At 63.4% G+C, this 22,565-nt stretch carries 15 protein-coding genes and 1 CRISPR repeat array (1 of these 16 running past the window's edge); of the genes, 8 read left to right on the top strand and 7 right to left on the bottom strand.

Features of this window, described 5'->3' with window-relative positions; translation table 11 throughout:
* Window positions 1-7,847: direct repeats of the CRISPR family, unit length 36 nt; unit sequence AGCCTAGCTCACGAGAGAACGCGGTCCAACCGCAAC (it extends 4,332 nt beyond the left edge of the window).
* Between the two features lie 121 nt (window positions 7,848-7,968).
* Window positions 7,969-8,328, top strand: a complete 360-nt coding sequence (locus FRZ61_RS23710; protein ID WP_225308971.1) for a VOC family protein — start codon at window positions 7,969-7,971, stop codon at window positions 8,326-8,328.
* Between the two features lie 37 nt (window positions 8,329-8,365).
* On the opposite strand, the gene FRZ61_RS23705 is transcribed toward FRZ61_RS23710, so the two are convergent.
* Window positions 8,366-9,214: an EamA family transporter gene (locus FRZ61_RS23705; protein ID WP_151120084.1), complete on the bottom strand. Its 849-nt coding sequence runs from the start codon at window positions 9,212-9,214 to the stop codon at window positions 8,366-8,368.
* Window positions 9,215-9,738: 524 nt separating this feature from the next.
* On the opposite strand from FRZ61_RS23705, the gene FRZ61_RS23700 reads away from it, so the two are divergent.
* Window positions 9,739-10,044, top strand: a complete 306-nt coding sequence (locus FRZ61_RS23700) for a hypothetical protein (RefSeq protein ID WP_151120083.1) — start codon at window positions 9,739-9,741, stop codon at window positions 10,042-10,044.
* 204 nt (window positions 10,045-10,248) lie between these two features.
* On the opposite strand, the gene FRZ61_RS23695 is transcribed toward FRZ61_RS23700, so the two are convergent.
* From FRZ61_RS23695 to dapF, 4 genes are all read right to left on the bottom strand, one after another.
* Window positions 10,249-11,175 carry an FkbM family methyltransferase gene (locus FRZ61_RS23695; RefSeq protein ID WP_151120082.1) on the bottom strand — a complete coding sequence of 309 codons (927 nt, stop codon included), beginning with the start codon at window positions 11,173-11,175 and terminating at the stop codon, window positions 10,249-10,251.
* A 366-nt stretch (window positions 11,176-11,541) separates the two neighbouring features.
* Complete coding sequence (gene ftsY / locus FRZ61_RS23690; RefSeq protein WP_151120081.1) at window positions 11,542-12,483, bottom strand: signal recognition particle-docking protein FtsY; 942 nt, start codon at window positions 12,481-12,483, stop codon at window positions 11,542-11,544.
* Between the two features lie 356 nt (window positions 12,484-12,839).
* The gene (mtaB, locus tag FRZ61_RS23685) at window positions 12,840-14,120 is read right to left on the bottom strand and encodes a tRNA (N(6)-L-threonylcarbamoyladenosine(37)-C(2))-methylthiotransferase MtaB (protein WP_151120080.1); all 1,281 of its coding nucleotides are present in this window, start codon (window positions 14,118-14,120) and stop codon (window positions 12,840-12,842) included.
* 189 nt (window positions 14,121-14,309) lie between these two features.
* Window positions 14,310-15,200: a diaminopimelate epimerase gene (dapF, locus tag FRZ61_RS23680; RefSeq protein WP_151120956.1), complete on the bottom strand. Its 891-nt coding sequence runs from the start codon at window positions 15,198-15,200 to the stop codon at window positions 14,310-14,312.
* 771 nt (window positions 15,201-15,971) lie between these two features.
* Here dapF and FRZ61_RS23675 point away from each other — a divergent pair.
* The 4 genes from FRZ61_RS23675 (at window position 15,972) to FRZ61_RS23660 (ending at window position 19,717) form a co-directional block, all read left to right on the top strand.
* The gene (locus FRZ61_RS23675) at window positions 15,972-16,454 is read left to right on the top strand and encodes a hypothetical protein (RefSeq protein WP_151120079.1); all 483 of its coding nucleotides are present in this window, start codon (window positions 15,972-15,974) and stop codon (window positions 16,452-16,454) included.
* 453 nt (window positions 16,455-16,907) lie between these two features.
* Complete coding sequence (locus FRZ61_RS23670; protein WP_151120078.1) at window positions 16,908-17,867, top strand: JmjC domain-containing protein; 960 nt, start codon at window positions 16,908-16,910, stop codon at window positions 17,865-17,867.
* A 374-nt stretch (window positions 17,868-18,241) separates the two neighbouring features.
* Window positions 18,242-19,054: a cytochrome P450 gene (locus FRZ61_RS23665; RefSeq protein WP_191909186.1), complete on the top strand. Its 813-nt coding sequence runs from the start codon at window positions 18,242-18,244 to the stop codon at window positions 19,052-19,054.
* A gap of 57 nt (window positions 19,055-19,111) precedes the next feature.
* On the top strand, window positions 19,112-19,717 hold the full coding sequence (locus FRZ61_RS23660; protein ID WP_151120076.1) for a hypothetical protein: 606 nt from the start codon (window positions 19,112-19,114) through the stop codon (window positions 19,715-19,717).
* A 227-nt stretch (window positions 19,718-19,944) separates the two neighbouring features.
* Here the strand turns inward: FRZ61_RS23660 and FRZ61_RS23655 are convergent, their stop codons facing one another.
* Window positions 19,945-20,175, bottom strand: a complete 231-nt coding sequence (locus tag FRZ61_RS23655; RefSeq protein ID WP_151120075.1) for a hypothetical protein — start codon at window positions 20,173-20,175, stop codon at window positions 19,945-19,947.
* 34 nt (window positions 20,176-20,209) lie between these two features.
* Between FRZ61_RS23655 and FRZ61_RS23650 the strand changes: the two genes are divergently transcribed.
* Window positions 20,210-21,181 (top strand): hypothetical protein, encoded by a 972-nt coding sequence (locus FRZ61_RS23650; protein WP_151120074.1) that lies wholly within the window; start codon window positions 20,210-20,212, stop codon window positions 21,179-21,181.
* On the top strand, window positions 21,181-21,588 hold the full coding sequence (locus FRZ61_RS23645; protein WP_151120073.1) for a hypothetical protein: 408 nt from the start codon (window positions 21,181-21,183) through the stop codon (window positions 21,586-21,588). Before FRZ61_RS23650 ends, FRZ61_RS23645 begins: the two co-directional genes overlap by 1 nt.
* Window positions 21,589-21,702: 114 nt before the next feature.
* Here FRZ61_RS23645 and FRZ61_RS23640 read toward each other — a convergent pair whose 3' ends face one another.
* Window positions 21,703-22,545: a hypothetical protein gene (locus tag FRZ61_RS23640; RefSeq protein WP_151120072.1), complete on the bottom strand. Its 843-nt coding sequence runs from the start codon at window positions 22,543-22,545 to the stop codon at window positions 21,703-21,705.
* Window positions 22,546-22,565 lie beyond the last annotated feature (20 nt).

Genomic DNA, 22,565 nt, shown 5'->3' with positions numbered 1-22,565 from the left:
TCAGGGCAATGCCGGCGTCGGCAGCCTAGCTCACGAGAGAACGCGGTCCAACCGCAACCTTGAGGGTGCCGCGCTTGGGGCTGGAATTAGCCTAGCTCACGAGAGAACGCGGTCCAACCGCAACGCAACCGCCGTCCAGTGCAGCGCAACATCGAGCCTAGCTCACGAGAGAACGCGGTCCAACCGCAACAGGCTTGAGACTGGCGTTAAACAAACCGTCAGCCTAGCTCACGAGAGAACGCGGTCCAACCGCAACTCATGCAGCACCCTCGGTTACAGGCTTGGGAGCCTAGCTCACGAGAGAACGCGGTCCAACCGCAACCCATGAAGTCCTCGGCATCCGCAACGACGAAGCCTAGCTCACGAGAGAACGCGGTCCAACCGCAACGCCGCAGCCCAGCGCTCGATCGTCGCAACGAGCCTAGCTCACGAGAGAACGCGGTCCAACCGCAACGCCCCTCATGCGCGCGATCCCATACCATCCAGCCTAGCTCACGAGAGAACGCGGTCCAACCGCAACAGATCGAGATCGGAATCGCTCATGGGAAGAAGCCTAGCTCACGAGAGAACGCGGTCCAACCGCAACGGCCAGGATCCGCGCCTGCAGCAGCTCATGAGCCTAGCTCACGAGAGAACGCGGTCCAACCGCAACAGCAGATAGCGCGCCTCGGCTTCGGAGATGAGCCTAGCTCACGAGAGAACGCGGTCCAACCGCAACAACGCGCTCTTGCGGCATCTCCTGGGAATAAGCCTAGCTCACGAGAGAACGCGGTCCAACCGCAACGGGCCGATGGTTCGGGCGATTCTCGATGGGAGCCTAGCTCACGAGAGAACGCGGTCCAACCGCAACGCGTAGAACTTCGTGCTGTAGCCCTTGACCAGCCTAGCTCACGAGAGAACGCGGTCCAACCGCAACTGGCCAGCTCGATTCCCACCTAATGAATTGAGCCTAGCTCACGAGAGAACGCGGTCCAACCGCAACTCTGCCGATCTGATCCGAAGCATCGAATACAGCCTAGCTCACGAGAGAACGCGGTCCAACCGCAACTCGGCCTCGGCGCGGTAGTGCTCGAACAGCAGCCTAGCTCACGAGAGAACGCGGTCCAACCGCAACGGCTGCGGCGTAGTGGAGGATGGCGCTGGCAGCCTAGCTCACGAGAGAACGCGGTCCAACCGCAACATGAGGCCAGTATTCGCGTCGTTGCCGTCGAGCCTAGCTCACGAGAGAACGCGGTCCAACCGCAACGATCCCGCTGCAGGCCTGGTTCGACAACGGAGCCTAGCTCACGAGAGAACGCGGTCCAACCGCAACAGAAAGAGCCTGCTGCAACCCTCCAGCCGAAGCCTAGCTCACGAGAGAACGCGGTCCAACCGCAACGTACTGAGTCTGGACGCCCTGGATCACAGAAGCCTAGCTCACGAGAGAACGCGGTCCAACCGCAACGTAGCGACCTGGGCCTTCGCTTTCTCCAGCAGCCTAGCTCACGAGAGAACGCGGTCCAACCGCAACCCAGACGTCGTACTGCCCGACATCGCGATAAGCCTAGCTCACGAGAGAACGCGGTCCAACCGCAACGCCCAGCAGAGCATCAATGTGGCGGCCGACAGCCTAGCTCACGAGAGAACGCGGTCCAACCGCAACATCGCGGATAGAGAGCACGGCGTCGCGGATAGCCTAGCTCACGAGAGAACGCGGTCCAACCGCAACGAGCTTGCTGCCGTCCGTGTCGGTGAGACCAGCCTAGCTCACGAGAGAACGCGGTCCAACCGCAACATTGGCTGCGTCCGTGCGCGCCCACTCCTCAGCCTAGCTCACGAGAGAACGCGGTCCAACCGCAACAATCAGTCTTTCGACGTGGCCTACATGGACAGCCTAGCTCACGAGAGAACGCGGTCCAACCGCAACCTGGCGGCCGCGATGGAAGATCAAAGGCCTAGCCTAGCTCACGAGAGAACGCGGTCCAACCGCAACGTCGCTCGGCGGATCATCTCGCGGACCTTGAGCCTAGCTCACGAGAGAACGCGGTCCAACCGCAACGTCGTGCCGGTGGACGATCCTGCGTTCAATAGCCTAGCTCACGAGAGAACGCGGTCCAACCGCAACGAGATGGAACAGGAGCCAAAACCTCTCCCGAGCCTAGCTCACGAGAGAACGCGGTCCAACCGCAACCTATAACGAAGCGACGTTCACACAACTCATAGCCTAGCTCACGAGAGAACGCGGTCCAACCGCAACATCGCAATCGAGGGCATCGCACCTCGTCTGAGCCTAGCTCACGAGAGAACGCGGTCCAACCGCAACACCGGACAGGGCATGTGCTTACCGTTCTGGAGCCTAGCTCACGAGAGAACGCGGTCCAACCGCAACCGTGGCCGTGGCAAGCGCCGCAGCCAGATCAGCCTAGCTCACGAGAGAACGCGGTCCAACCGCAACCCCCGACCTCATCACGGCAACCACGGTCGCAGCCTAGCTCACGAGAGAACGCGGTCCAACCGCAACACTCTCTAGGTTCTCAGCAATTACTGGAAGAGCCTAGCTCACGAGAGAACGCGGTCCAACCGCAACCGCCGGCGCGTCGGTGGTCGCCGGCGCCGCGAGCCTAGCTCACGAGAGAACGCGGTCCAACCGCAACGCGTCGGCCTCCGCCTCGTCGAGCTTCTTCAGCCTAGCTCACGAGAGAACGCGGTCCAACCGCAACGAACAAGCTCCTGCAATCGACCTTGGGCTCAGCCTAGCTCACGAGAGAACGCGGTCCAACCGCAACGGCGCCCGTCGCGACCCAGGGCTCGCCTTAAGCCTAGCTCACGAGAGAACGCGGTCCAACCGCAACGGGTTGAGGGCCAGCTCGTCGGCCGAGAAGAGCCTAGCTCACGAGAGAACGCGGTCCAACCGCAACCGCGCAGCATGACGAGGCTGCCATCGGCCAAGCCTAGCTCACGAGAGAACGCGGTCCAACCGCAACCTCAGCCAGCCGCGCGACTTGCCTCTCGACAGCCTAGCTCACGAGAGAACGCGGTCCAACCGCAACCTGATCACACGCACCTCGTCGCGCTCGACCAGCCTAGCTCACGAGAGAACGCGGTCCAACCGCAACAGCTCGAGCCATGACTGCAGTGCAGGCATGAGCCTAGCTCACGAGAGAACGCGGTCCAACCGCAACCGACCGGCCATCCTTGAGCGCATCGCGGGAAGCCTAGCTCACGAGAGAACGCGGTCCAACCGCAACGCCGAGAGAAGCTGCGCCAAGGGGTGCCGCAGCCTAGCTCACGAGAGAACGCGGTCCAACCGCAACCAGCGAACGCTTGCGGATGTTCGAGCCGTTAGCCTAGCTCACGAGAGAACGCGGTCCAACCGCAACGGCAGGCCTCAAGAGGGGTGCGCTCATGACAGCCTAGCTCACGAGAGAACGCGGTCCAACCGCAACGCCGGAGTAGGTCGCATTGACTCATAACGGAGCCTAGCTCACGAGAGAACGCGGTCCAACCGCAACATGCGATGCGTCCGCGTGTTGAGGTCTCGTAGCCTAGCTCACGAGAGAACGCGGTCCAACCGCAACCACGGCCCTGAGTTTGGTCGCGCGGAACTCAGCCTAGCTCACGAGAGAACGCGGTCCAACCGCAACAGAACGGCTTCAGTGTCGATCTCCCCGACGAGCCTAGCTCACGAGAGAACGCGGTCCAACCGCAACAGACCGATGATGTAGGCGCGGTGAGCCGCGAGCCTAGCTCACGAGAGAACGCGGTCCAACCGCAACCGACTGGCATCGCGGCTGGCATGACGCCGAAGCCTAGCTCACGAGAGAACGCGGTCCAACCGCAACTGATCCTCCGCGCTGTCGCTGGCGGCCTCGAGCCTAGCTCACGAGAGAACGCGGTCCAACCGCAACCCCTAGGGCTCTAATGCTGCTTAGGTGTATAGCCTAGCTCACGAGAGAACGCGGTCCAACCGCAACAGGCATGAGCTCAGGTTCCTTCACGATACGAGCCTAGCTCACGAGAGAACGCGGTCCAACCGCAACCCCAGGGCTGAGCCGGGAGGCAGGGGGGCGAGCCTAGCTCACGAGAGAACGCGGTCCAACCGCAACAGGACTTCGATGCGGCTCGAAGGCGAAGGCAGCCTAGCTCACGAGAGAACGCGGTCCAACCGCAACCGCTTGACGTAGCCCTCCAGCATCAGGCAGAGCCTAGCTCACGAGAGAACGCGGTCCAACCGCAACCATTCCACATACTCGTTGTTGAGCGCGCGCAGCCTAGCTCACGAGAGAACGCGGTCCAACCGCAACCGCATGCCTCATGCGGTGCAACGTGGCCTTAGCCTAGCTCACGAGAGAACGCGGTCCAACCGCAACTGGCGGTATCGGTGGCCCACAGTGGGCGTCAGCCTAGCTCACGAGAGAACGCGGTCCAACCGCAACCGAGGAAATGATGAGGATCGTAGCGAAGCGAGCCTAGCTCACGAGAGAACGCGGTCCAACCGCAACGCTGGCCGCGAACACGCGCGTATTCACGTCAGCCTAGCTCACGAGAGAACGCGGTCCAACCGCAACGAGACCGCGCATGACGACGAAACGGATCCTAGCCTAGCTCACGAGAGAACGCGGTCCAACCGCAACGAGACCGCGCATGACGACGAAACGGATCCTAGCCTAGCTCACGAGAGAACGCGGTCCAACCGCAACCCGTCCATGCCGCGCCTCCCCTATGGTCCCAGCCTAGCTCACGAGAGAACGCGGTCCAACCGCAACCGACGAGGCGCAGCGCCCGAAATGGGCGCGAGCCTAGCTCACGAGAGAACGCGGTCCAACCGCAACTCGACGGCGAATTCGGAGAGATCCATGACGAGCCTAGCTCACGAGAGAACGCGGTCCAACCGCAACAGAGCGGCCTCTCGCGTGAAGAGATCGCGGAGCCTAGCTCACGAGAGAACGCGGTCCAACCGCAACGCGAGCGCTGGCTCCTCGTTCGCGAGCTTGAGCCTAGCTCACGAGAGAACGCGGTCCAACCGCAACGCTGCCAGCGCCTCTGCCCAGCATTTCGGCAGCCTAGCTCACGAGAGAACGCGGTCCAACCGCAACAGCCCTCACCATCCATGCCGGCCCGCGGCTAGCCTAGCTCACGAGAGAACGCGGTCCAACCGCAACCTGCTCGACCGACGCCTTATCCGTGGGCGTAGCCTAGCTCACGAGAGAACGCGGTCCAACCGCAACGTCGTGTTGAAGAGCGCCCGGCCGGTATCCAGCCTAGCTCACGAGAGAACGCGGTCCAACCGCAACGCCCATGACGCGCCCCTCCTCTAGGCCGCCAGCCTAGCTCACGAGAGAACGCGGTCCAACCGCAACGCAGCTGATGGCGAGCTTCAAGCCGCTCTCAGCCTAGCTCACGAGAGAACGCGGTCCAACCGCAACACAGGGCCAGGCGAGTAGGTTCTGGTCGCCAGCCTAGCTCACGAGAGAACGCGGTCCAACCGCAACGATGGAGCTCATGGGGCTCCGGGACCATAGAGCCTAGCTCACGAGAGAACGCGGTCCAACCGCAACGGTCTGGTTCGACAGCGACGGCGACGGGACAGCCTAGCTCACGAGAGAACGCGGTCCAACCGCAACGACGGGGCACGCGTGCCGGGCGAGGATCTGAGCCTAGCTCACGAGAGAACGCGGTCCAACCGCAACGAAGAAGCCGAAGATGTTCAGCAGCAGACTAGCCTAGCTCACGAGAGAACGCGGTCCAACCGCAACACAGTCGCGCTGCGGGCCATCCGCCTGGGGAGCCTAGCTCACGAGAGAACGCGGTCCAACCGCAACGCGATCCTCGTGCTGCCGCTTGGCTGGCGCAGCCTAGCTCACGAGAGAACGCGGTCCAACCGCAACTGCGCCCGGATCGAGCTGTCCGAGGTCTCGAGCCTAGCTCACGAGAGAACGCGGTCCAACCGCAACGAGAAAGAACTCTATGCCGCCCAGGGCTTTAGCCTAGCTCACGAGAGAACGCGGTCCAACCGCAACGGGAAGGATCGCGGCATGACGGCGCCGATCAGCCTAGCTCACGAGAGAACGCGGTCCAACCGCAACGCCTCCAGACCGCAGGATTTGAGCGCCCGGAGCCTAGCTCACGAGAGAACGCGGTCCAACCGCAACCCCAGCGTCTCGGCCCCGTCGTCGTCGACAAGCCTAGCTCACGAGAGAACGCGGTCCAACCGCAACGAAACCCGTAACCGACTCCAGCAACGGCTAAGCCTAGCTCACGAGAGAACGCGGTCCAACCGCAACAGCGCCGCCTGCAAGTCGAGCCGGGCCTCGAGCCTAGCTCACGAGAGAACGCGGTCCAACCGCAACACCCCGATCCTGGGGGTAAACGGGAACGATAGCCTAGCTCACGAGAGAACGCGGTCCAACCGCAACGCCAAACTGCGAAAGGAAATCGGCGACACTAGCCTAGCTCACGAGAGAACGCGGTCCAACCGCAACGGTGCCCATGACCGAACCGCAGCTCGGGCAAGCCTAGCTCACGAGAGAACGCGGTCCAACCGCAACCGTGTGAGCGCCGCATGACGAGCATCCGCCAGCCTAGCTCACGAGAGAACGCGGTCCAACCGCAACAGAAGACGCGGGAGCGTCTCTGGAAGACCTAGCCTAGCTCACGAGAGAACGCGGTCCAACCGCAACCCCGGCTATTGCCACGCGCGGTGTGCCGCAAGCCTAGCTCACGAGAGAACGCGGTCCAACCGCAACGCAAATTCTCGGCGTGTCTGTCCATCAGGCAGCCTAGCTCACGAGAGAACGCGGTCCAACCGCAACAGCCTGCGGTCCAACCAATCGACCGGGGATAGCCTAGCTCACGAGAGAACGCGGTCCAACCGCAACCATTTCCCCGCTCCCTTCCCGAACGCATAGAGCCTAGCTCACGAGAGAACGCGGTCCAACCGCAACGATGAAAAGCTCGCCTCCGATCCGGCCGTGAGCCTAGCTCACGAGAGAACGCGGTCCAACCGCAACGTCAGCCCCTGCGGTGGTAGCGTGCCCACCAGCCTAGCTCACGAGAGAACGCGGTCCAACCGCAACCAAGCATGTGCTGAGCCTTGACTCCCTTCGAGCCTAGCTCACGAGAGAACGCGGTCCAACCGCAACGCTCCGCTTCCGTGGCGCGCGTCAGCGTTGAGCCTAGCTCACGAGAGAACGCGGTCCAACCGCAACCTCGGGCGTCTCCCAGAAGATGGTCCGGCCGAGCCTAGCTCACGAGAGAACGCGGTCCAACCGCAACCATTTCCCCGCTCCCTTCCCGAACGCATAGAGCCTAGCTCACGAGAGAACGCGGTCCAACCGCAACGATGAAAAGCTCGCCTCCGATCCGGCCGTGAGCCTAGCTCACGAGAGAACGCGGTCCAACCGCAACGTCAGCCCCTGCGGTGGTAGCGTGCCCACCAGCCTAGCTCACGAGAGAACGCGGTCCAACCGCAACGTCCTTCTCGTGCTCGGCCTTGACGAGGTAGCCTAGCTCACGAGAGAACGCGGTCCAACCGCAACGCGGCGAGCTCGGCGATCGCCGTGGTCTTCAGCCTAGCTCACGAGAGAACGCGGTCCAACCGCAACGAGAATCGATGGGTGGCATGACGGAACCCCAGCCTAGCTCACGAGAGAACGCGGTCCAACCGCAACATCGGCGCGGATGACGGTCAGACCGGCATAAGCCTAGCTCACGAGAGAACGCGGTCCAACCGCAACCATTGCTCGCTGTGCCCTTCGGTGAGCACAAGCCTAGCTCACGAGAGAACGCGGTCCAACCGCAACCGTTCCCGCCGCCTCCGGCCGCACCAGCAAAGCCTAGCTCACGAGAGAACGCGGTCCAACCGCAACGCTCCATATTTCTGCTGCAGTAAGTAAGAAGCCGCGCGCATGGCCGTGGCGGGGGGGGGGCTGCAGAGCAATTCCGCTGGACCAAATGAAGCGCTCCTGAAGTACTAGTGGGATGAAAGTCGTGGCTGTGGATCATGTCCAGCTCGCCATGCCGGCCGGCGGCGAGGGGCGGGCGCGCGCCTTCTATGAAGGCATCCTCGGCATTCCGGAGAAGACGAAGCCGACGCATCTGGCCGCGCGCGGCGGCGTCTGGTTCGAGCGCGGCCCGCTCAAGATCCATCTCGGCGTGGACAAGAATTTCGCGCCAGCGCGCAAGGCGCATCCGGGTTTCCTGGTCGAAGATCTGCCGGCACTGATCGCGGCGCTAACGCAAGCGGGGTTTGCGGTGAAGAGCGACGAGCCGCTCGATGGCTATCGTCGCGTTTATGTCGACGATCCGTTCGGCAATCGCATCGAGCTGATGGAGCGGAAAGCGGAGTGAAGCCTCGCCGAGGTGACGCGAAGAGCGAGACCTGAAGCTACCCGAACTGCAGCACCAGATTCCCCACCACCACCGCGATCGCCGCGGCGGCGCGTTTCCAGCCGAAGCGCTCGCCGAGGAACATCGCGCCGAAGGCGGCGCCGAACAGGACCGAGGTCTCGCGCAGGCCCACGATGCCGGCGAGCGTGCCGATGCTCATGCCCCAGATCGCCAGCCCGTAGGCGCCGCAGGAGAGGAGCGCGCCGGCGCCGGCGGTCTTCCAATGCGCCCCAATATGCCGGAAGAAGGCATGGCGGCGGATCGCGAGCGTGATGAGGAGCAGCGGGATCGCCTCGAGCGCGAAGAGCCAGGCGATGTAACCGAGCGCGTTGCCGGAGCGGCGCACGCCCATTCCGTCGATCACGCTGTAGCCCATGATGAAGACGGCGGTGGCGAGCGCATAGAGTACCGAGCGGCCATGATCGCCCTTCGGCCATCCGTGCTCGAAGGCAAGGCTGACGATGCCGAGCGAGATCAGCGCCACGCCGACGCATTGCAGCGGCGAGAGCCATTCGCCCGCCAAGGGGGCGGCCACGATCGCGACCAGCAGCGGCGCGCTGCCCCGCGCGATCGGATAGGCGTGGCTCAGGTCGCCATGGCGATAGGCGCCCAGCAGGCCGGCGTAATAGCCCAGATGCACCAGGATCGAGAGGAGGATGAAGATCCAGCTCGCGCGCGCGGGCGGATCGACGAAGGGCAGCGCCAGGGCGGACAGGACGGCGCCCCCGCTCATCACCGCCGTGATGGCCGAGAGCCGGTCGCCATTGCCCTTCACGAACAGGTTCCAGCCCGCATGCATCGCCGCCGCGAGCAGCATCAGGAGCGCGACGACGAGATGGAGACTCATAGGGGAAAGGGCCCGGGCGCCGGAGGAGACGCGGGCTTGTAACATCACCGTCACAATTCATGCCAGAGCGCTGTCCGATCCATCCTGATCGGACAGCGCTCTGGACGTGACCGGAGATGGAGATGACGTCGCTGTTCCGCTTCGCCTCCGGGCTGGCTCCGTATCGGGAGGCGAAGGACGATATTCCGCTTGACATTGTTCTCTTTTTGTTCTATGCGCAACAGCGTCGCGGAAGCGTGGGAAGACCCAGCCCCAGCCGCCGCAATCAGACAATGTTCGAATTCCGGCGTTCGGGATCGCCCTTGGGCGATCCTGCGGGGTCGCTTCGTCACCACTCTCGAGCGCCTGATCATGGCCTGATACGCGCCTGTTCCGAGCCTGTTTTTCGAGTGCCTCGCAAGTTGATTGCCGCTTGAAAAAATTCTTTGTTTCCAGTGAATTGGGAAATCTAGACGCCGGCAGGCTCCGGAACAGGCCCTGTTCTCAGGCGACTCCGTAAAACCCCATGGCAGGGAGTGAAATCCATGAAATTCCAGAAGGGCAAATCGGGGAATCCCGGCGGCCGGCCGAAACTGCCGGCAGAACTGCGCGACCTCTGCCGCCAGCGTACCGATCTGGCCATCGAGACCCTGATCGACATCTGCCGGGACAAGGACGCGCCGGCGAACGCACGGGCGAATGCCGCCAATCTCCTCCTCAACCGGGCCTGGGGCAAAAACCCGGCGACGGACGGCGAAGGCAGCGGGGACCCGCAAAAGACGACCCTGACCTGGATGGACGGCAACGATCGGAAGGACAAGGCATCCAATCCCCCGCCGGCCAGGTCTTAAAGAATTTTCCTGTCCACGCTAAAGCGGGGATGGACGCCGGTTCGCCGCAAAAAATGCGACCAAGCCGAGGAATCGGGAGCGGCTCCCGATTCCGCTTGATCGCGCACCGCTCTGGAGCGGATCGGCGCAGAAAGAGGCGCTCGACCGAAGCGTCGCCTTCGAAGCTTCAAAGCAGAGCGCAGCGATCAGATCGACGTGTAGCGATCAGGTCGAGGCCGTGATCTGGAGCATCTCGCCCGACGGAGCCTCGGGCTCTTTCTGCAGATCCATGCCGGCAAGCCGCGAGGAGACGAAGTTGCGGCCCTTCTGGGCGACGGCGAGCACGATGCGGCGCTTGGTCCAGGGCTTGGCGATGTAATCGAGCTTGTGGCGGTCGGCGTCGTAGAGGATCGATTCGTAGCCCTGGGCCGTCAGGAAATCGGTGAGCTGCTCGGGCGAGGTGCCGCACTGGTTGAGCGCGTCGTCCATGGCGATGAGAAGCGCCGGCGGGTTGGCCTCGCGCAGCATGGCTTCCGCACCCTTGAGCGCGATCAGCTCGCCGCCGGCGATATCGAGCTTCATCAGCGCATAGCGCCGCGCGTTCATCGTCTGGTCGAGGCGCACGCATTCGACGCCGATCACGCCGCCCATCGCGAGCTCGCCCGGGAGCGGCGGCCGCCGGCGGCCGCTCTTGCCCGTGCCGTCGACGAAGCGCCCGAGCTGCGCCTGGGTCCCGACCATCTTGGGATGGATGACGATCGCCACCGCATGGTTGCGATGGACCGCCTCGGTCAGCTTGCGGCGCAGCGACGGGCTGGGTTCGAAGGAATCGACCCGTCCGTCGGCGCCGACGGCCGCGGCCGCGGCCACCGCGAAGGTCCCGTCGCGCGCGCCGATATCGAGCACGGCATCGCCCGGCCGCAGGTAGCGGCGCATGAAGTTCTCGGTGTGATGATCGGCCCAGCCCGCGACAGGCGCGCTCGGCACCGCCGACGGCGCCGAGGCCGGCTCGGCCGGATCGGTGGCGGGCTTGTTCAGGAGGCGCTTCGCCAGCCGCCCGAACAGGCCCGGCGCGCCGGACGCGGCATCGGTCTCGAGGACCGGCCGGGCATCGCGGCGACTATTGCCGTTCAAGCTGTGACCAACGGGCATCGGATTCGCTCGCCCCCTCTACCGACTCGGAGGACCAACCCGGCGAATCGTAGCCAGCCTCGGTCGCGAATCAATCGTCATCTCTGCCGCCCGCCTGTGGGCAAACCGGCCGGGCGGAAACGGCCAGCATAGGGCCAAGGTGTTGATTTTTTATGGAGAGGCGGGGCGGTTCTCTTAATCCCCTCCCCCCTCGCGGGGGAGGGCAGGGAGGGGGCTGCTCTGCCGATCGGGTTTCTGTGGATTTGAGAAAGCGAGAACAACGCCGCCTTGTCCAAGAGCGCGTCATCCCCCTCCCTTGCCCTCCCCCGCGAGGGGGGAGGGGATAAGAGCACGCTTGCCCCTTCCGCTAAGCCCCCGACCCGCGGCCTATCCTTCCACCAGCGACTGCGCGAAGGCCTCGGCCTCGAAGGGGCGGAGGTCGTCGGCGCCTTCGCCGACGCCGACCGCCACCACGGGCAGGCCGAAGCGCTCGGCGAGCGCCACCACGATGCCGCCGCGGGCCGTGCCGTCGAGCTTGGTCACGACCAGCCCCGTGAGCGGGACGATCTGGCGGAAGGTCTCGACCTGGGCGATCGCGTTCTGGCCGGTGGTGGCGTCGAGCACCAGCAAACAGTCCTGAGGCGCCGCGGGATCGAGCTTCTTCAGCACGCGCGCGATCTTGGCGAGTTCGGCCATCAGGTTCGCCTTGTTGTGCAACCGGCCGGCCGTGTCGATCAGCAGCAGATCGGCGTTGGCGGCCTTGGCTTTCTCCAGCGCCTCGAAGGCAAGGCCGGCGGAATCGGCGCCGCTGGCCCCGGCGACGACGGGTGTCCTGGTGCGCTCGCCCCAGATCTGGAGCTGCTCGATCGCCGCCGCGCGGAAGGTGTCGCCGGCGGCGAGCCAGACCTTCTTGCCCTGGCCGGTCCAGTAGTGCGCGAGCTTGCCGATGGTCGTGGTCTTGCCGCTGCCGTTGACGCCCACCACCAGCACCACATGGGGACGGTGCGCGGGATCGAGCGTCAGGCTCTTGGCCACGGGCTTGAGGATCTGGGCGATGTCCTCGGCCAGCGCCCCGCGCACGGCTTCGGGCGCGATGTCCTTCTCGAAGCGCCGCTTGCGCAAGCTCTCAGCGAGCTTGGCCGCGACCGAGGGCCCGAGATCGGCCGCGATCAGCAGCTCCTCCAGCTCCTCGAGCGAGGCCGCGTCGAGCCGGCGCTTGGTGAAGATGCCGGTGATGCCGTCGGAAAGCTTGGCCGAGCTCTTGGCCAGCCCGCGCTTCAGGCGGGAGAGCCAACCGCTACCCGATTTCTCGTTGGTCGTGTCGCTCATTCAGGAAGGACTCATTGTCGCAGGAACTATCTATCCTCGCCCCCACGAAGTGGGGGAGAGGGATGCGCAGGCTTGGCTGAGGCGAAGCCGAAGCCTAGCCGGAGCTGGGTGAGGGGGATGCCCGCAAGCAAGGACCCACCTCACCCAACTCCGGGTAAGCCTCCGCACGGCTGCGGCTAACCCTTCGTAACCCTCCTTCGCGCAATGCGCTTCGGAGGGCAAGCCCTCGCGTCATTGGTCCTCCGAAGCCTTGGCGCAGGAGGATCCCCCGCCCTGCCTTCCGAAGCAGGAGGGTACGCGGGCGGAGAGGAAAGTTTTTGGCAGAGGAAGATTGCACCGCGCAGAGCGAACCCGCACTACGCTGCTGCCTGCGCCAGCGCTTCGAGGATCAGGCCGTCCTCGTCATGGCCGGCGACGCGCGCCCTGACGATGCTGCCGGGCGCGGCTTCACCCCGAAGCCGTGCCGGCGCGAAATGCTCGGTATGGCCCAGCGCGTGGCTCGCCTCGTTCTTCTCGACCAGGAGCGCCGTGTCGCGGCCCGTGCTCTTCGCGAACCAGGCGGCCTTCGCGATCTCGCCCTGCGCGCGCAGCGCCGCCGCGCGCTCGCGCCGGAGCGCCATCGGCAGCGGCGGCATGCGCGCGGCCGGCGTGCCTTTCCGCGCCGAATAGGGGAAGACATGGAGGAAGGTCAGGCTGCATTCCTCGACCAGGCTGAGGTTGGCCTGGTGCGCGGCCTCGCTCTCGGTCGGGAATCCCGCGATGAGATCGGCGCCGAAGACGATGTCGGGCCGCAACGCGCGCAGCCTTGCGGTGAGTGCCACGGCGTCGGCACGCAAGTGACGGCGCTTCATGCGCTTGAGGATCAGGTCGTCGCCATGCTGCAGCGAGAGATGGAGATGCGGCATCAGCCGCGGCTCCTCGGCCACGAGCGCCACCAGGTCCTCGTCCACCTCGATCGGGTCGACCGAGGAGATGCGCAGGCGCGGGAGGTCCGGCACCAGCTTCAAGAGCCGGCGGGCCATCTGGCCCAGCGTCGGCTTGCCCGGCAGGTCCTGACCGTAGGAGGTGAGATCGACGCCGGTCAGCACCAGCTCGGCGACGCCGCTCTCGGTCAGCGAACGCGCCTGATTGACGATCTCGCCCACCGGTAGCGAGCGGCTGGGCCCGCGGCCATAGGGGATGATGCAGAAGGTGCAGCGATGGTCGCAGCCCTGCTGCACCTCGAGGAAGACGCGGGCGCGCCCGCCGAAGCCGGCGATGAGGTGCGCGGCGCTCTCGCGCAATTGCATGATGTCGGCGACCGCGCTCCGCGGTGCCTCGCCCGAAGCCAGCGCCTGCCAGCTCTTGGCCTCGAGCTTCTCGCCATTGCCCATGACATGGTCGACCTCGGGCATGGCGGCGAAGCGGGCGGGGTCGATCTGGGCGGCGCAGCCGGTGACGACGATGCGCGCGCTCGGGTTTTCGCGCCGCGCCTTGCGGATCGCCTGGCGCGCCTGGCGCTCGGCCTCGGCCGTGACGGCGCAGCTATTGACCAGGATCGCGTCGCCTAGCCCCGCCGCTTGGGCATGGCCGCGCATCACCTCGGATTCGAAGGCGTTCAGGCGGCAGCCGAAGGTGAGGACGCGGGGTTCGGTCATGGTCTCGTTCGTCGTCGGGAGGCGCCGGCGGTCCCCGCCACTCGGTCGTCACCCCCGCGAAGGCGGGGGCCCATGAACACGGGCCGAGCCCAGTCCTGCGCGATGGGTGTTCATGGATCCCCGCCTTCGCGGGGATGACAAAAGAGGGCGAGGGTGTCGCCGATCCCTTCCTGGGGCGGCCAGACAATATTAGCCCAGCAGCGACGCGTCGAGTCTGCCGGTGAAGCTGGTCGTGGCGGGCCCCGTCATGCGGACATGGCCGTCCGGCAGCCATTCGATCTCGAGCTCGCCGCCGTCGAGCCGGACCGTGGCCTTGCGGGCCGCGAGCTTGCGACGATGGGCCGCGACCAGGGTGGCGCAGGCGCCGGTGCCGCAGGCCCGCGTGATGCCGACCCCGCGCTCCCAGACCCGCATCCGGATCAGGGTCGGCGACAGCACCGTCGCGACCTCGATATTGGCCTTCTCGGGGAAGAGCGGGTGGCGCTCCAGCACCGGGCCCAGGGCCGCGACGTCGATCGCCTCGGCATCCGGCACGAAGAACACGGCATGGGGGTTGCCGATATTGACCCCGACCGGGTCCGACAGCGGCCCCAGCTCGATCCCGAGATGAAGGGTGTCCAGCGGCTTGGCGACCGGAATCTCACGCCAGTCGAGCCGGGCCTCGCCCATATCGACCGAGATCCGGCCGTCGGGCGCCGCCTCGGCATCCAGCAGCCCGACCACGCTCTCGATCACCACATGGTTGCGCCCGGTCTCGGCCATGACCAGCGCCGCCACGCAGCGCGCCCCGTTGCCGCAAGCCTCGACCTCGCTGCCATCGGCATTGCGGATGCGCATATAGACGTCCGCCAGCTTCGCCCGGGGGCGCTCCAGGAGGATGACCTGGTCGCAGCCGACCCCGGTCCGCCGGTCGGCGATGGCCTTGGCCTGGGCGTCGGTGATGTCGGCCAGCGCACCGTTGGCGCCGGCCGCCCCGGCCGCGTCTTTGGCGGACGCGCCAACTCCCGCCCCGCCGCGCAGGTCGATCACGGCGAAGTCGTTGCCCAGGCCGTGCATCTTGGTGAAGGCGGTGGTCTGCATCATGCCGGTTATATGGCAGTGCGGCGAGGCGATGTCCACTGGCGGGAAAAGGGGTTGCGAGGTGGCGTTGAGGACCGCGCGGTGCGGTGCAGCCTCGCTACCACCGATATCCTATAGATGATTGGCGCAACAACCAACGCGCGCCACAACCCAAAGTCGAAGATATAATTTGACTAGATTCCTATGTCTTGATATCTAGCTATCGTTTGGAAAGTCGGCGATTGTATTGACGCTTATGGTCGAGGTGCTCGCAGATAGCTTGACAATCGCGGGCGACAAGAACTCCCCAGTGAGCAAAGCAAATCCAGTTCCCCGAAATCTGCTCCGGAGACTTAGTGCTGCCGGTGATCTTGATGCTATCGACAGTTCGGTCAGCTCCAGTCTTGCAAACCAACGACGGCAAGGCTGGAGCCGGCTAAGCAGCGAGGCGATGGTACTTGTTTGTCCCCCACTTCGATCCGAGAAATGATGCAATTGAGGTTTCGAAAACTCCATGACGTGCTGGAGCCCCGGCGTACCAAGCTTCTGGTACCGGGGTGGAGTGGAGAGGCCACGCGCGATTTGCCGCAACCCTGGCATTGCAAGCCGTTTTACGAGGCCGCTACATATGGTCTTGAGATTCGCTTCAGTTGGAAGGCGCTCTGCCAAGTCAGCTTGAGGCGCGGCCGCCCAGTGTGGTCTGGCGACGTCGCGGCGGAATTGCCATCGGGAGCCCCTCAGGGATGGCACCCGTTTAGTGCATTTGCACCAGGGTATTTTGGGCTGAGCCCGTTGCTAGACATTGAGGTGCCCGATGGTATGGGTTTGTTTGTCTTACCGCACCCTCGCTGCTTGATGGACATCACTGGCACAGCGCCCATTGCCATTCCGGGGATTGTCGAAACTCACTGGTGGCCGCGTCCATTCTTCCTGGTGTTTAAGGCGCCGTCTTTTCGCAAGACCATTTTGTTCAATTACGGCGATCCCATCGCGCAGATACTTGTCGTGCCGTTGGGCGAGTCCTACGACATTAAGGAAATGCAAGCCGATCTAGCCTTGTCGCGCAATCAACGCTCGCTAACGCTAGCCAAGCATCCCGAAACGTTCAGTGATCGGACGGTGCATAGCGACAATGGCTATCCTTCTTTCGACAACAAGTACAAGGTGCTCAGCTGTCTGGCGCGGACACAGGGCGCTGCGAAGGTAGCTAAGCGACTGGATACGCCGTCGCCTGGCGTCAGCATTGAAACAAAAAGCCGCACGCGCCAGCGGTGAACAGGCAAGGTGCGAGCAGTCGAGCGATGAGTCCCGCGTTCAAAGACCCGATTGTGTTCCTTGGTCAAATCACTCACAGGAGTAAGAGATGGCTATTATTCGCGACGATAAGGGCAACATTTACAATATCCCAGATTCGGAGTTGACCAAATATCTAGTGAGGTCAGCCGAAACCCCTCGCCCAGCTACGCTCTGCTTGGAGCCAGTGTTTGATGCCCAAAGAGGGCCGCACGACGGCTGGGCCTACGTCAAGGGTGCCAGACCCAAGAAGATTGCCAAGAAGACCACTATCGGCATGAAGTCGGGTGGCAAGAGCCGATGATACTTGTGTCATAAGCAGACAGTCTCAGAGGCCTAATGCAAATACAGATGAGGCCGCGCTGTCTCTAGAGGCTGAAAGTCGTCCCGATCAAACCCGCGTCGATTGTAGCTAAGCATCAGGGCCTAACGCAGTTGAGACAAGTCATCGATTTCGATCAGCTGATATCGCCTCTCACTACACGCGACATTGTTGAGTGTTGTGAATCCGGCAAACCGATGTATCAGGCTGGATCTAGGGTAAAGTTCCGGGGTCTGTTTAGCCGCAAGCGACTGGATGAGGCCTGTCGCCGGGCTGTCGAGCTGCATGTCACTTATGCCAGTGAAGGCCGCGAAAGCATGACCCCGCTGAGCAGCATAAACGCGGATGAGGTGAATGCCCATTACCAAGCCGGGGGCACGGTGTGCATTACTGGCGTGAATCGGGCATCGTCTGAGCTCGGGGGTTTGGCCAGGGCGTGCAAGACTAGTTTAGGCTGGTCCGGCTTAGTCGATTGTCGAGCATATTTATCCAAAGCTGGCGCGGGCTACACGCCGCACTTCGATGATAAGACAGTTATCACCCTGCAGATAGAAGGCAGTAAGCAATGGTTTGTGGATGTGGCGCCAGCCGTGCGTCACCCTATAGCTAACGCTGGCCGCTTTCCAGACGGCGTGTACCGGTATTTCCGCAGCGCGCCCGAGTTGGAACCCTGGGAACAGTTCGATCAACCGCGATTTCCGAGTGAGGCTAGCACTTATACGCTTAGTGCTGGCGACATCTTGATCGTGCCCGCTGGAGTCTGGCACACGGCTTGCGCGCAGGGGCACTCACTGTCCGTCGCCCTTACTCTGAACCATGTTGGCGCTGGCAGCACACACGAGATAATTTTCTCCACCTTGCTCAAACAGGCGTTGTCGGACCCTAACTGGCGCGGCGCCGCGCCTATGGCTCCGCGGTCTAGTGGCATCAAAGAGGCATATGAGACCTTGAGTGAAGTAGACGCGTTCTTCGTTGAGCGCTTGCACGCACTGCGCCAGTGGGTGGACAAGAGCCTTGATGACAGGACGGACATCATTCGTACATGGTCGCAGCGCATGTCTGCGGGCGACTGAGAGCGTGAGAAGCCATGCCGAATCACGCGGCCCACGAACTTCTGAGCCTCGCGAAGTCCACATGTGGGATATCCCGTTATGATAGTGAGCAAGGCGACGCCTACCTAGTGAGCGACCTGGGTGCCGTCAAAACGGCGTTGGGGCGTAGTGATGTGTTTGCCGGTTCCGCCCACCCCATCAAGTCTATTCACCCTCTCTTGGCACCGATGGGGCGAGTTTGGCTGGGGATAGAGACTGCCACCGCATCAGCATGTGCTTTAATGCGGCAGGTACACGCTTTTTTTGGCTCGTACGCTAGCTTACTGACGTGCGACAGCTCCGCCGTCACAGGTCAGGCGCTATCTTCGGAGACCTTTTGCGATGAACTCAAGGCTATGTTCTTCGCCTTGAGCACCCGATTACTGTTCGATTTTGACGTCGGGGCGAATGCAATAAAAATAGCCCAGGCGTCCAACGTGATCGAAGATGTTAGGTCGCGTTTGGGCACAAACTTCCCGGTGCCGGAGCACCAAGCGCTGGATGGACGTGAGCGGTCGGCTCGGATGCTGCTGCGACAACTCGCCGAAGGCATAACCCGTCATCTCAGGCAGCCGCTATCCAGCGACCTGAGCTATGCGGTGCAGGAAACGCTTTTGAATGCGGCGGTACCTTTAGCCTACGCCTTTACGTGGACGCTACTGCTGCTCGGACGCCACCCAGCTATGCAAGCCCGGGTTCGTGCGAACGGGGTTTTGCATGGCAACAGTGGATCTTTTGATGAATCGGACGAGCTGTGTGTGGCGGTAGTTAGGGAGGCACTGCGCCTCTATCCGCCGGCCTGGGCGCTGGAGCGCACCTGTACAAGTACGCTTGTCCTTGCAGGCGCCACCATTCGCCCCGGCGATGCTGTAGTAGTGTCACCCTATGCCTTGCACCGAATGCGATCGCTATGGAACAGGCCGTGCCGATTCCACCCGCAACGCTTTGAGGCCGGCCGCGTGAAGGGGTACGCTTTCATACCTTTCGGCGGAGGAGCTAAAACCTGCCCAGCCGCGCGCTGGAACGTGCCGTTCCTGGTAATGGGTGTGCAGTCGTTTCTTGGGAGGTTTTCCGTCCGCACCTCTGCGATGCCGCATGCACTGCCCCTAGTGGCACTACGCCCCTCCCTGGACTTTGCCGTATCGCTGCGCCAGAGCGGCAAGGAGTGAGCGCTGACTCTTCACCCAAGCTCTACTTGTGTTGCGCCGCAGGGGCAGGCTTGCAGGATGAATCTTGCTAAGGCTTTTCGGCGACATGGCCACGCTAAGGTGAGCGGCCTGTTGTCTCGTGAAATGCAGAGCTTAGGCCGCGTCTACATGGATCTGTCGCATCGTTCAGGCCGCATGGTGGTGTCGGACAACGAGGTGACTGCCGGCCAGTTTGAGCAATACGGCGCCCTGCTTAGCGAAAGTTTGCTGTCTCTGCTGCAGCCGCTGGTCGAATCTATCGTAGGGGACGCGCTGGTTCCAAGCTATTCGTTTTGGCGCATTTACGGGCACGGGGCCGTATTGCGCCAGCATGTGGACCGAGCAGCCTGCGAAATCGGAGTATCAGTGACGGTTGCTTCCGAGCCCGAAGACGTTGACTGGCCCTTATGGGTCCGTGGCATCGACGGTCGGGTGCGCGCGATCGGCCTGCGCTCGGGTGATGGGTTAATCTATTGGGGTACTCAAGTTCCACATTGGCGTGATTCGTTCGATGGCGGACTGCAGTATCAGATGTTTTTGCACTATGTGCGCCGTGACGGAGCACACGCTTGTTGGGCCCATGATGGACGCGAAGCCTGTGGGCTGCCCCCGATCAGGCCCTCATCGTCTGCCGGCACGTCTTGACGATCAATTGCAATTAGACACATCGGATGGGCAACTGGACGCCACAAAAGTCCTCGCAAAGGTCTCGTCATCAACCCGACTAGCATCGAACGGCTCTAAGGTTGGCGTTCCACTAAGGGACCAGAAAAGCGGAATCAAGACAGATCGCCGAGAGGAAGGTGGCGGCGGTGGGCGTGCTCGCTGCGCGAGATGGTCATGCGCTGGAGTGAGCCCACAAGTATGTAAGCTCATGCCTGCAAATGCGCCGCCTCGGAGCGTATTGCGAGCGAGCCGGAATCGATCAACGAAAGTCGTACCACCTTGCCGTCCGCAACCATCATCGATGGCGTCGATATAGCTTCATGGATGACGCCGTAGAACCCCTGACAGGAGTTGAAGAAGTTGCGATTTGGCGCGCCAATCAATTGAGGGCGGAATTTAGTCACAGCGGCATCCGGTTGAATCGGGCCATAATGCACTTTGATCGCCTATAATCTTGTCAGGAGACGGTTGATGCGCACCCACCCGATCTCTGTTCGATTGGGTTCAGCCGCCATCCTCGCGCTGTCCCTCGGCGGCTGTAGCGCGTCGGACTATTCCGCGCCCATCGCGACCTTCGCGGACGCAACCACGGCCGCCGAATCGGCCCTCAGCGATCTCAACAAGACGGTCACGGGGGAATACACCGAGTTCCTGTCGCAGCAAGCCCGCACGAATCCGCGCCTCGTGGTCAAGGCCGCCGACAACGAATGCGAACTCGGGTCCGAGCGGTGCCGGGTCGCCATCATCGATCCCGCCAACCCCGACAAGCCGGGAATTTTTCCGCCGGATCCGCTGCTCGGCAACATGGTCGTCGTGATGCATGACATCGACGTCTATGCGCAGAACTTGGCTGCCCTCGTCGCCGACGACAGCGCCGCCAAGGCCGAGGCCGATGTGAACTCGGCGCTGGGCAGTGTCGAACACTTGGCCAATACGGTTGCCAAGGCGGACGGAAAACCCGCCGGCACGGTTCCCAACTTCGCCACGCCAGTGGGGGCGGGCGTCAATTGGCTGGTCGGCGAATACGCCAACCAGGTGAAGCTCGCAGGCCTCAGGACGGCCACCCGGAAAGCCGATCCGGTGATCCAGCGAGCGGCCGACCTCTTCAAGAACGCTGCCATTTTCGGATCCGACCCGCAGCGGGCGGCGCTGGTGAAATCCTTCCGGGAAAGGATCGATGCCTACCAGGACGATCAGAGTAGCGAGACCAAGCTCAATGCCGCCGTCAATGCGGCCAAGACCTATGACGATCTGCTGCAATCGAAACCCGGTGAGACATTCCAGGCCATGGGCGAGGCGCATGCCGCCTTGACCAAGGCCCTGAACGACGCGTCCCTGTCCTGGCCGCAGGTGTTCGCCAAAATCAAGAGCTTTGCCGCGAAGGCACAAGAGCTGGCCAAGATCGCCAAAGGCCTCGCGGCTCTGACCGAGGGGAATCCGTGATGTTCACCAGGGAAAGCGCCAAAGCCATTGTCGCGGAAGCGACGAAGAGCCGCTCGCGCCTCGCCGACCTCGATCACGCGCTCCAGAGCGAGATCGACGAAATCGTGCTGGGCGCCGCCAGGGCGGGCCGGCCCTTGTCCGACGACGAGAAGGCCCGGCGCAAGTCGCTGCGGGCGAGCCAATCGGATGTCGGCGACGCGTTCACCGCAGTGGCCTTCGCCACCCTTGCCCGTCTCAACCAGTCAGCCGACGTCGAGGAGCTGAAGGGCAAGCTCGATACGATCAACGACAATCTTACCGACGACCTCAATCGGCTGAAGAACATCGCTCGCTACGCCGCCATCGCCGCAAAAGTCGCCGATGGGCTAACCGAGCTGGCGGAACAGGTCGCCGGCGCGCTGGCCTAAGCCAGAGCAAGATTGGATCAGCTTGAATCAAGCTGATCCGTGAATCTTGCTCTCACTGAAATAACTGGAGGCTCATTCACGCACCAAGCCGGTTCGGCTTGATGCGATCAGGCTCTATGTGCTGCCCTTCGCCTCATAGCCCCACTGGCCCTTCGTCCACATCGTGCGGTGGACGATGCCAAGCCGCTGATAGGGCAGGAGCGGCTCGGTCAGCGCGCCGCTCGCAGGGTGCCGCCGTGGTGCCGCGTGATGGCAGATCCAGTTGCACCAGCTCGGCAGCAGGGTCACCGGCAGCTTCTGGCGATACACCACATGATTGATCGCCGCCTGCTCGCTGAGCGACGTCACCTTGCGCTGAAGTGCGTTCCGAAGCGTCTCCTCCCAGGCCTGCCAATGGGGCGCCTCGGCGCGCAAGGCGAAGACGCCCGAGTTGATCAGCGGGTAGCGCACCAGCTCGTCGGCCGTGGCCTCGTCGAAGGCCTCGGCATAGCTCCTATGGATCACGTCGTGGAATTCCTGCCAGGCGCTGGTGAAGTTGCGGTAGCTGCGATCGATCTCGGGCACCACGGCGAGGCAGGGCTGGCCGCTGGCGGGGTCGGTCTGCCGCGCCCCCTCGACGAAGAGCTCGACTGCGCGCCAGTCCTGGACCCAGGCATCGGCATCGATCCAGAGATAAAGCCGGTGCCCGGGGAAGTAACGGGGCAGGAATGGTCTCGCGAGCATCGCACGGTAGTAGCCCGGGGTCTGGGACCGTCCCGGAAACTCGATATCCCAACCGGGCTCGACGACCCGATCGGCCAGCGCCTCCAGTTTCTTCCGATGCTCTCCCAGCCCCACATCGAGAAGGCAGACCGTCTTGTCGCGGCTGCCGCCCTTGTCCCGGATCGAGCGCAGGCACTCCTCCAGCATCCCGGCATAGTTGGCGTCGGCGCCGGTCACGATGGCGATCTCGGTCATGGATTGTCCTGCTGGGGCCG

The organism is Hypericibacter adhaerens, from assembly GCF_008728835.1.
In the GTDB taxonomy this organism is placed as follows: Bacteria; Pseudomonadota; Alphaproteobacteria; order Dongiales; family Dongiaceae; genus Hypericibacter; species Hypericibacter adhaerens.
This window is presented reverse-complemented; position numbering and strand designations above follow the sequence as displayed.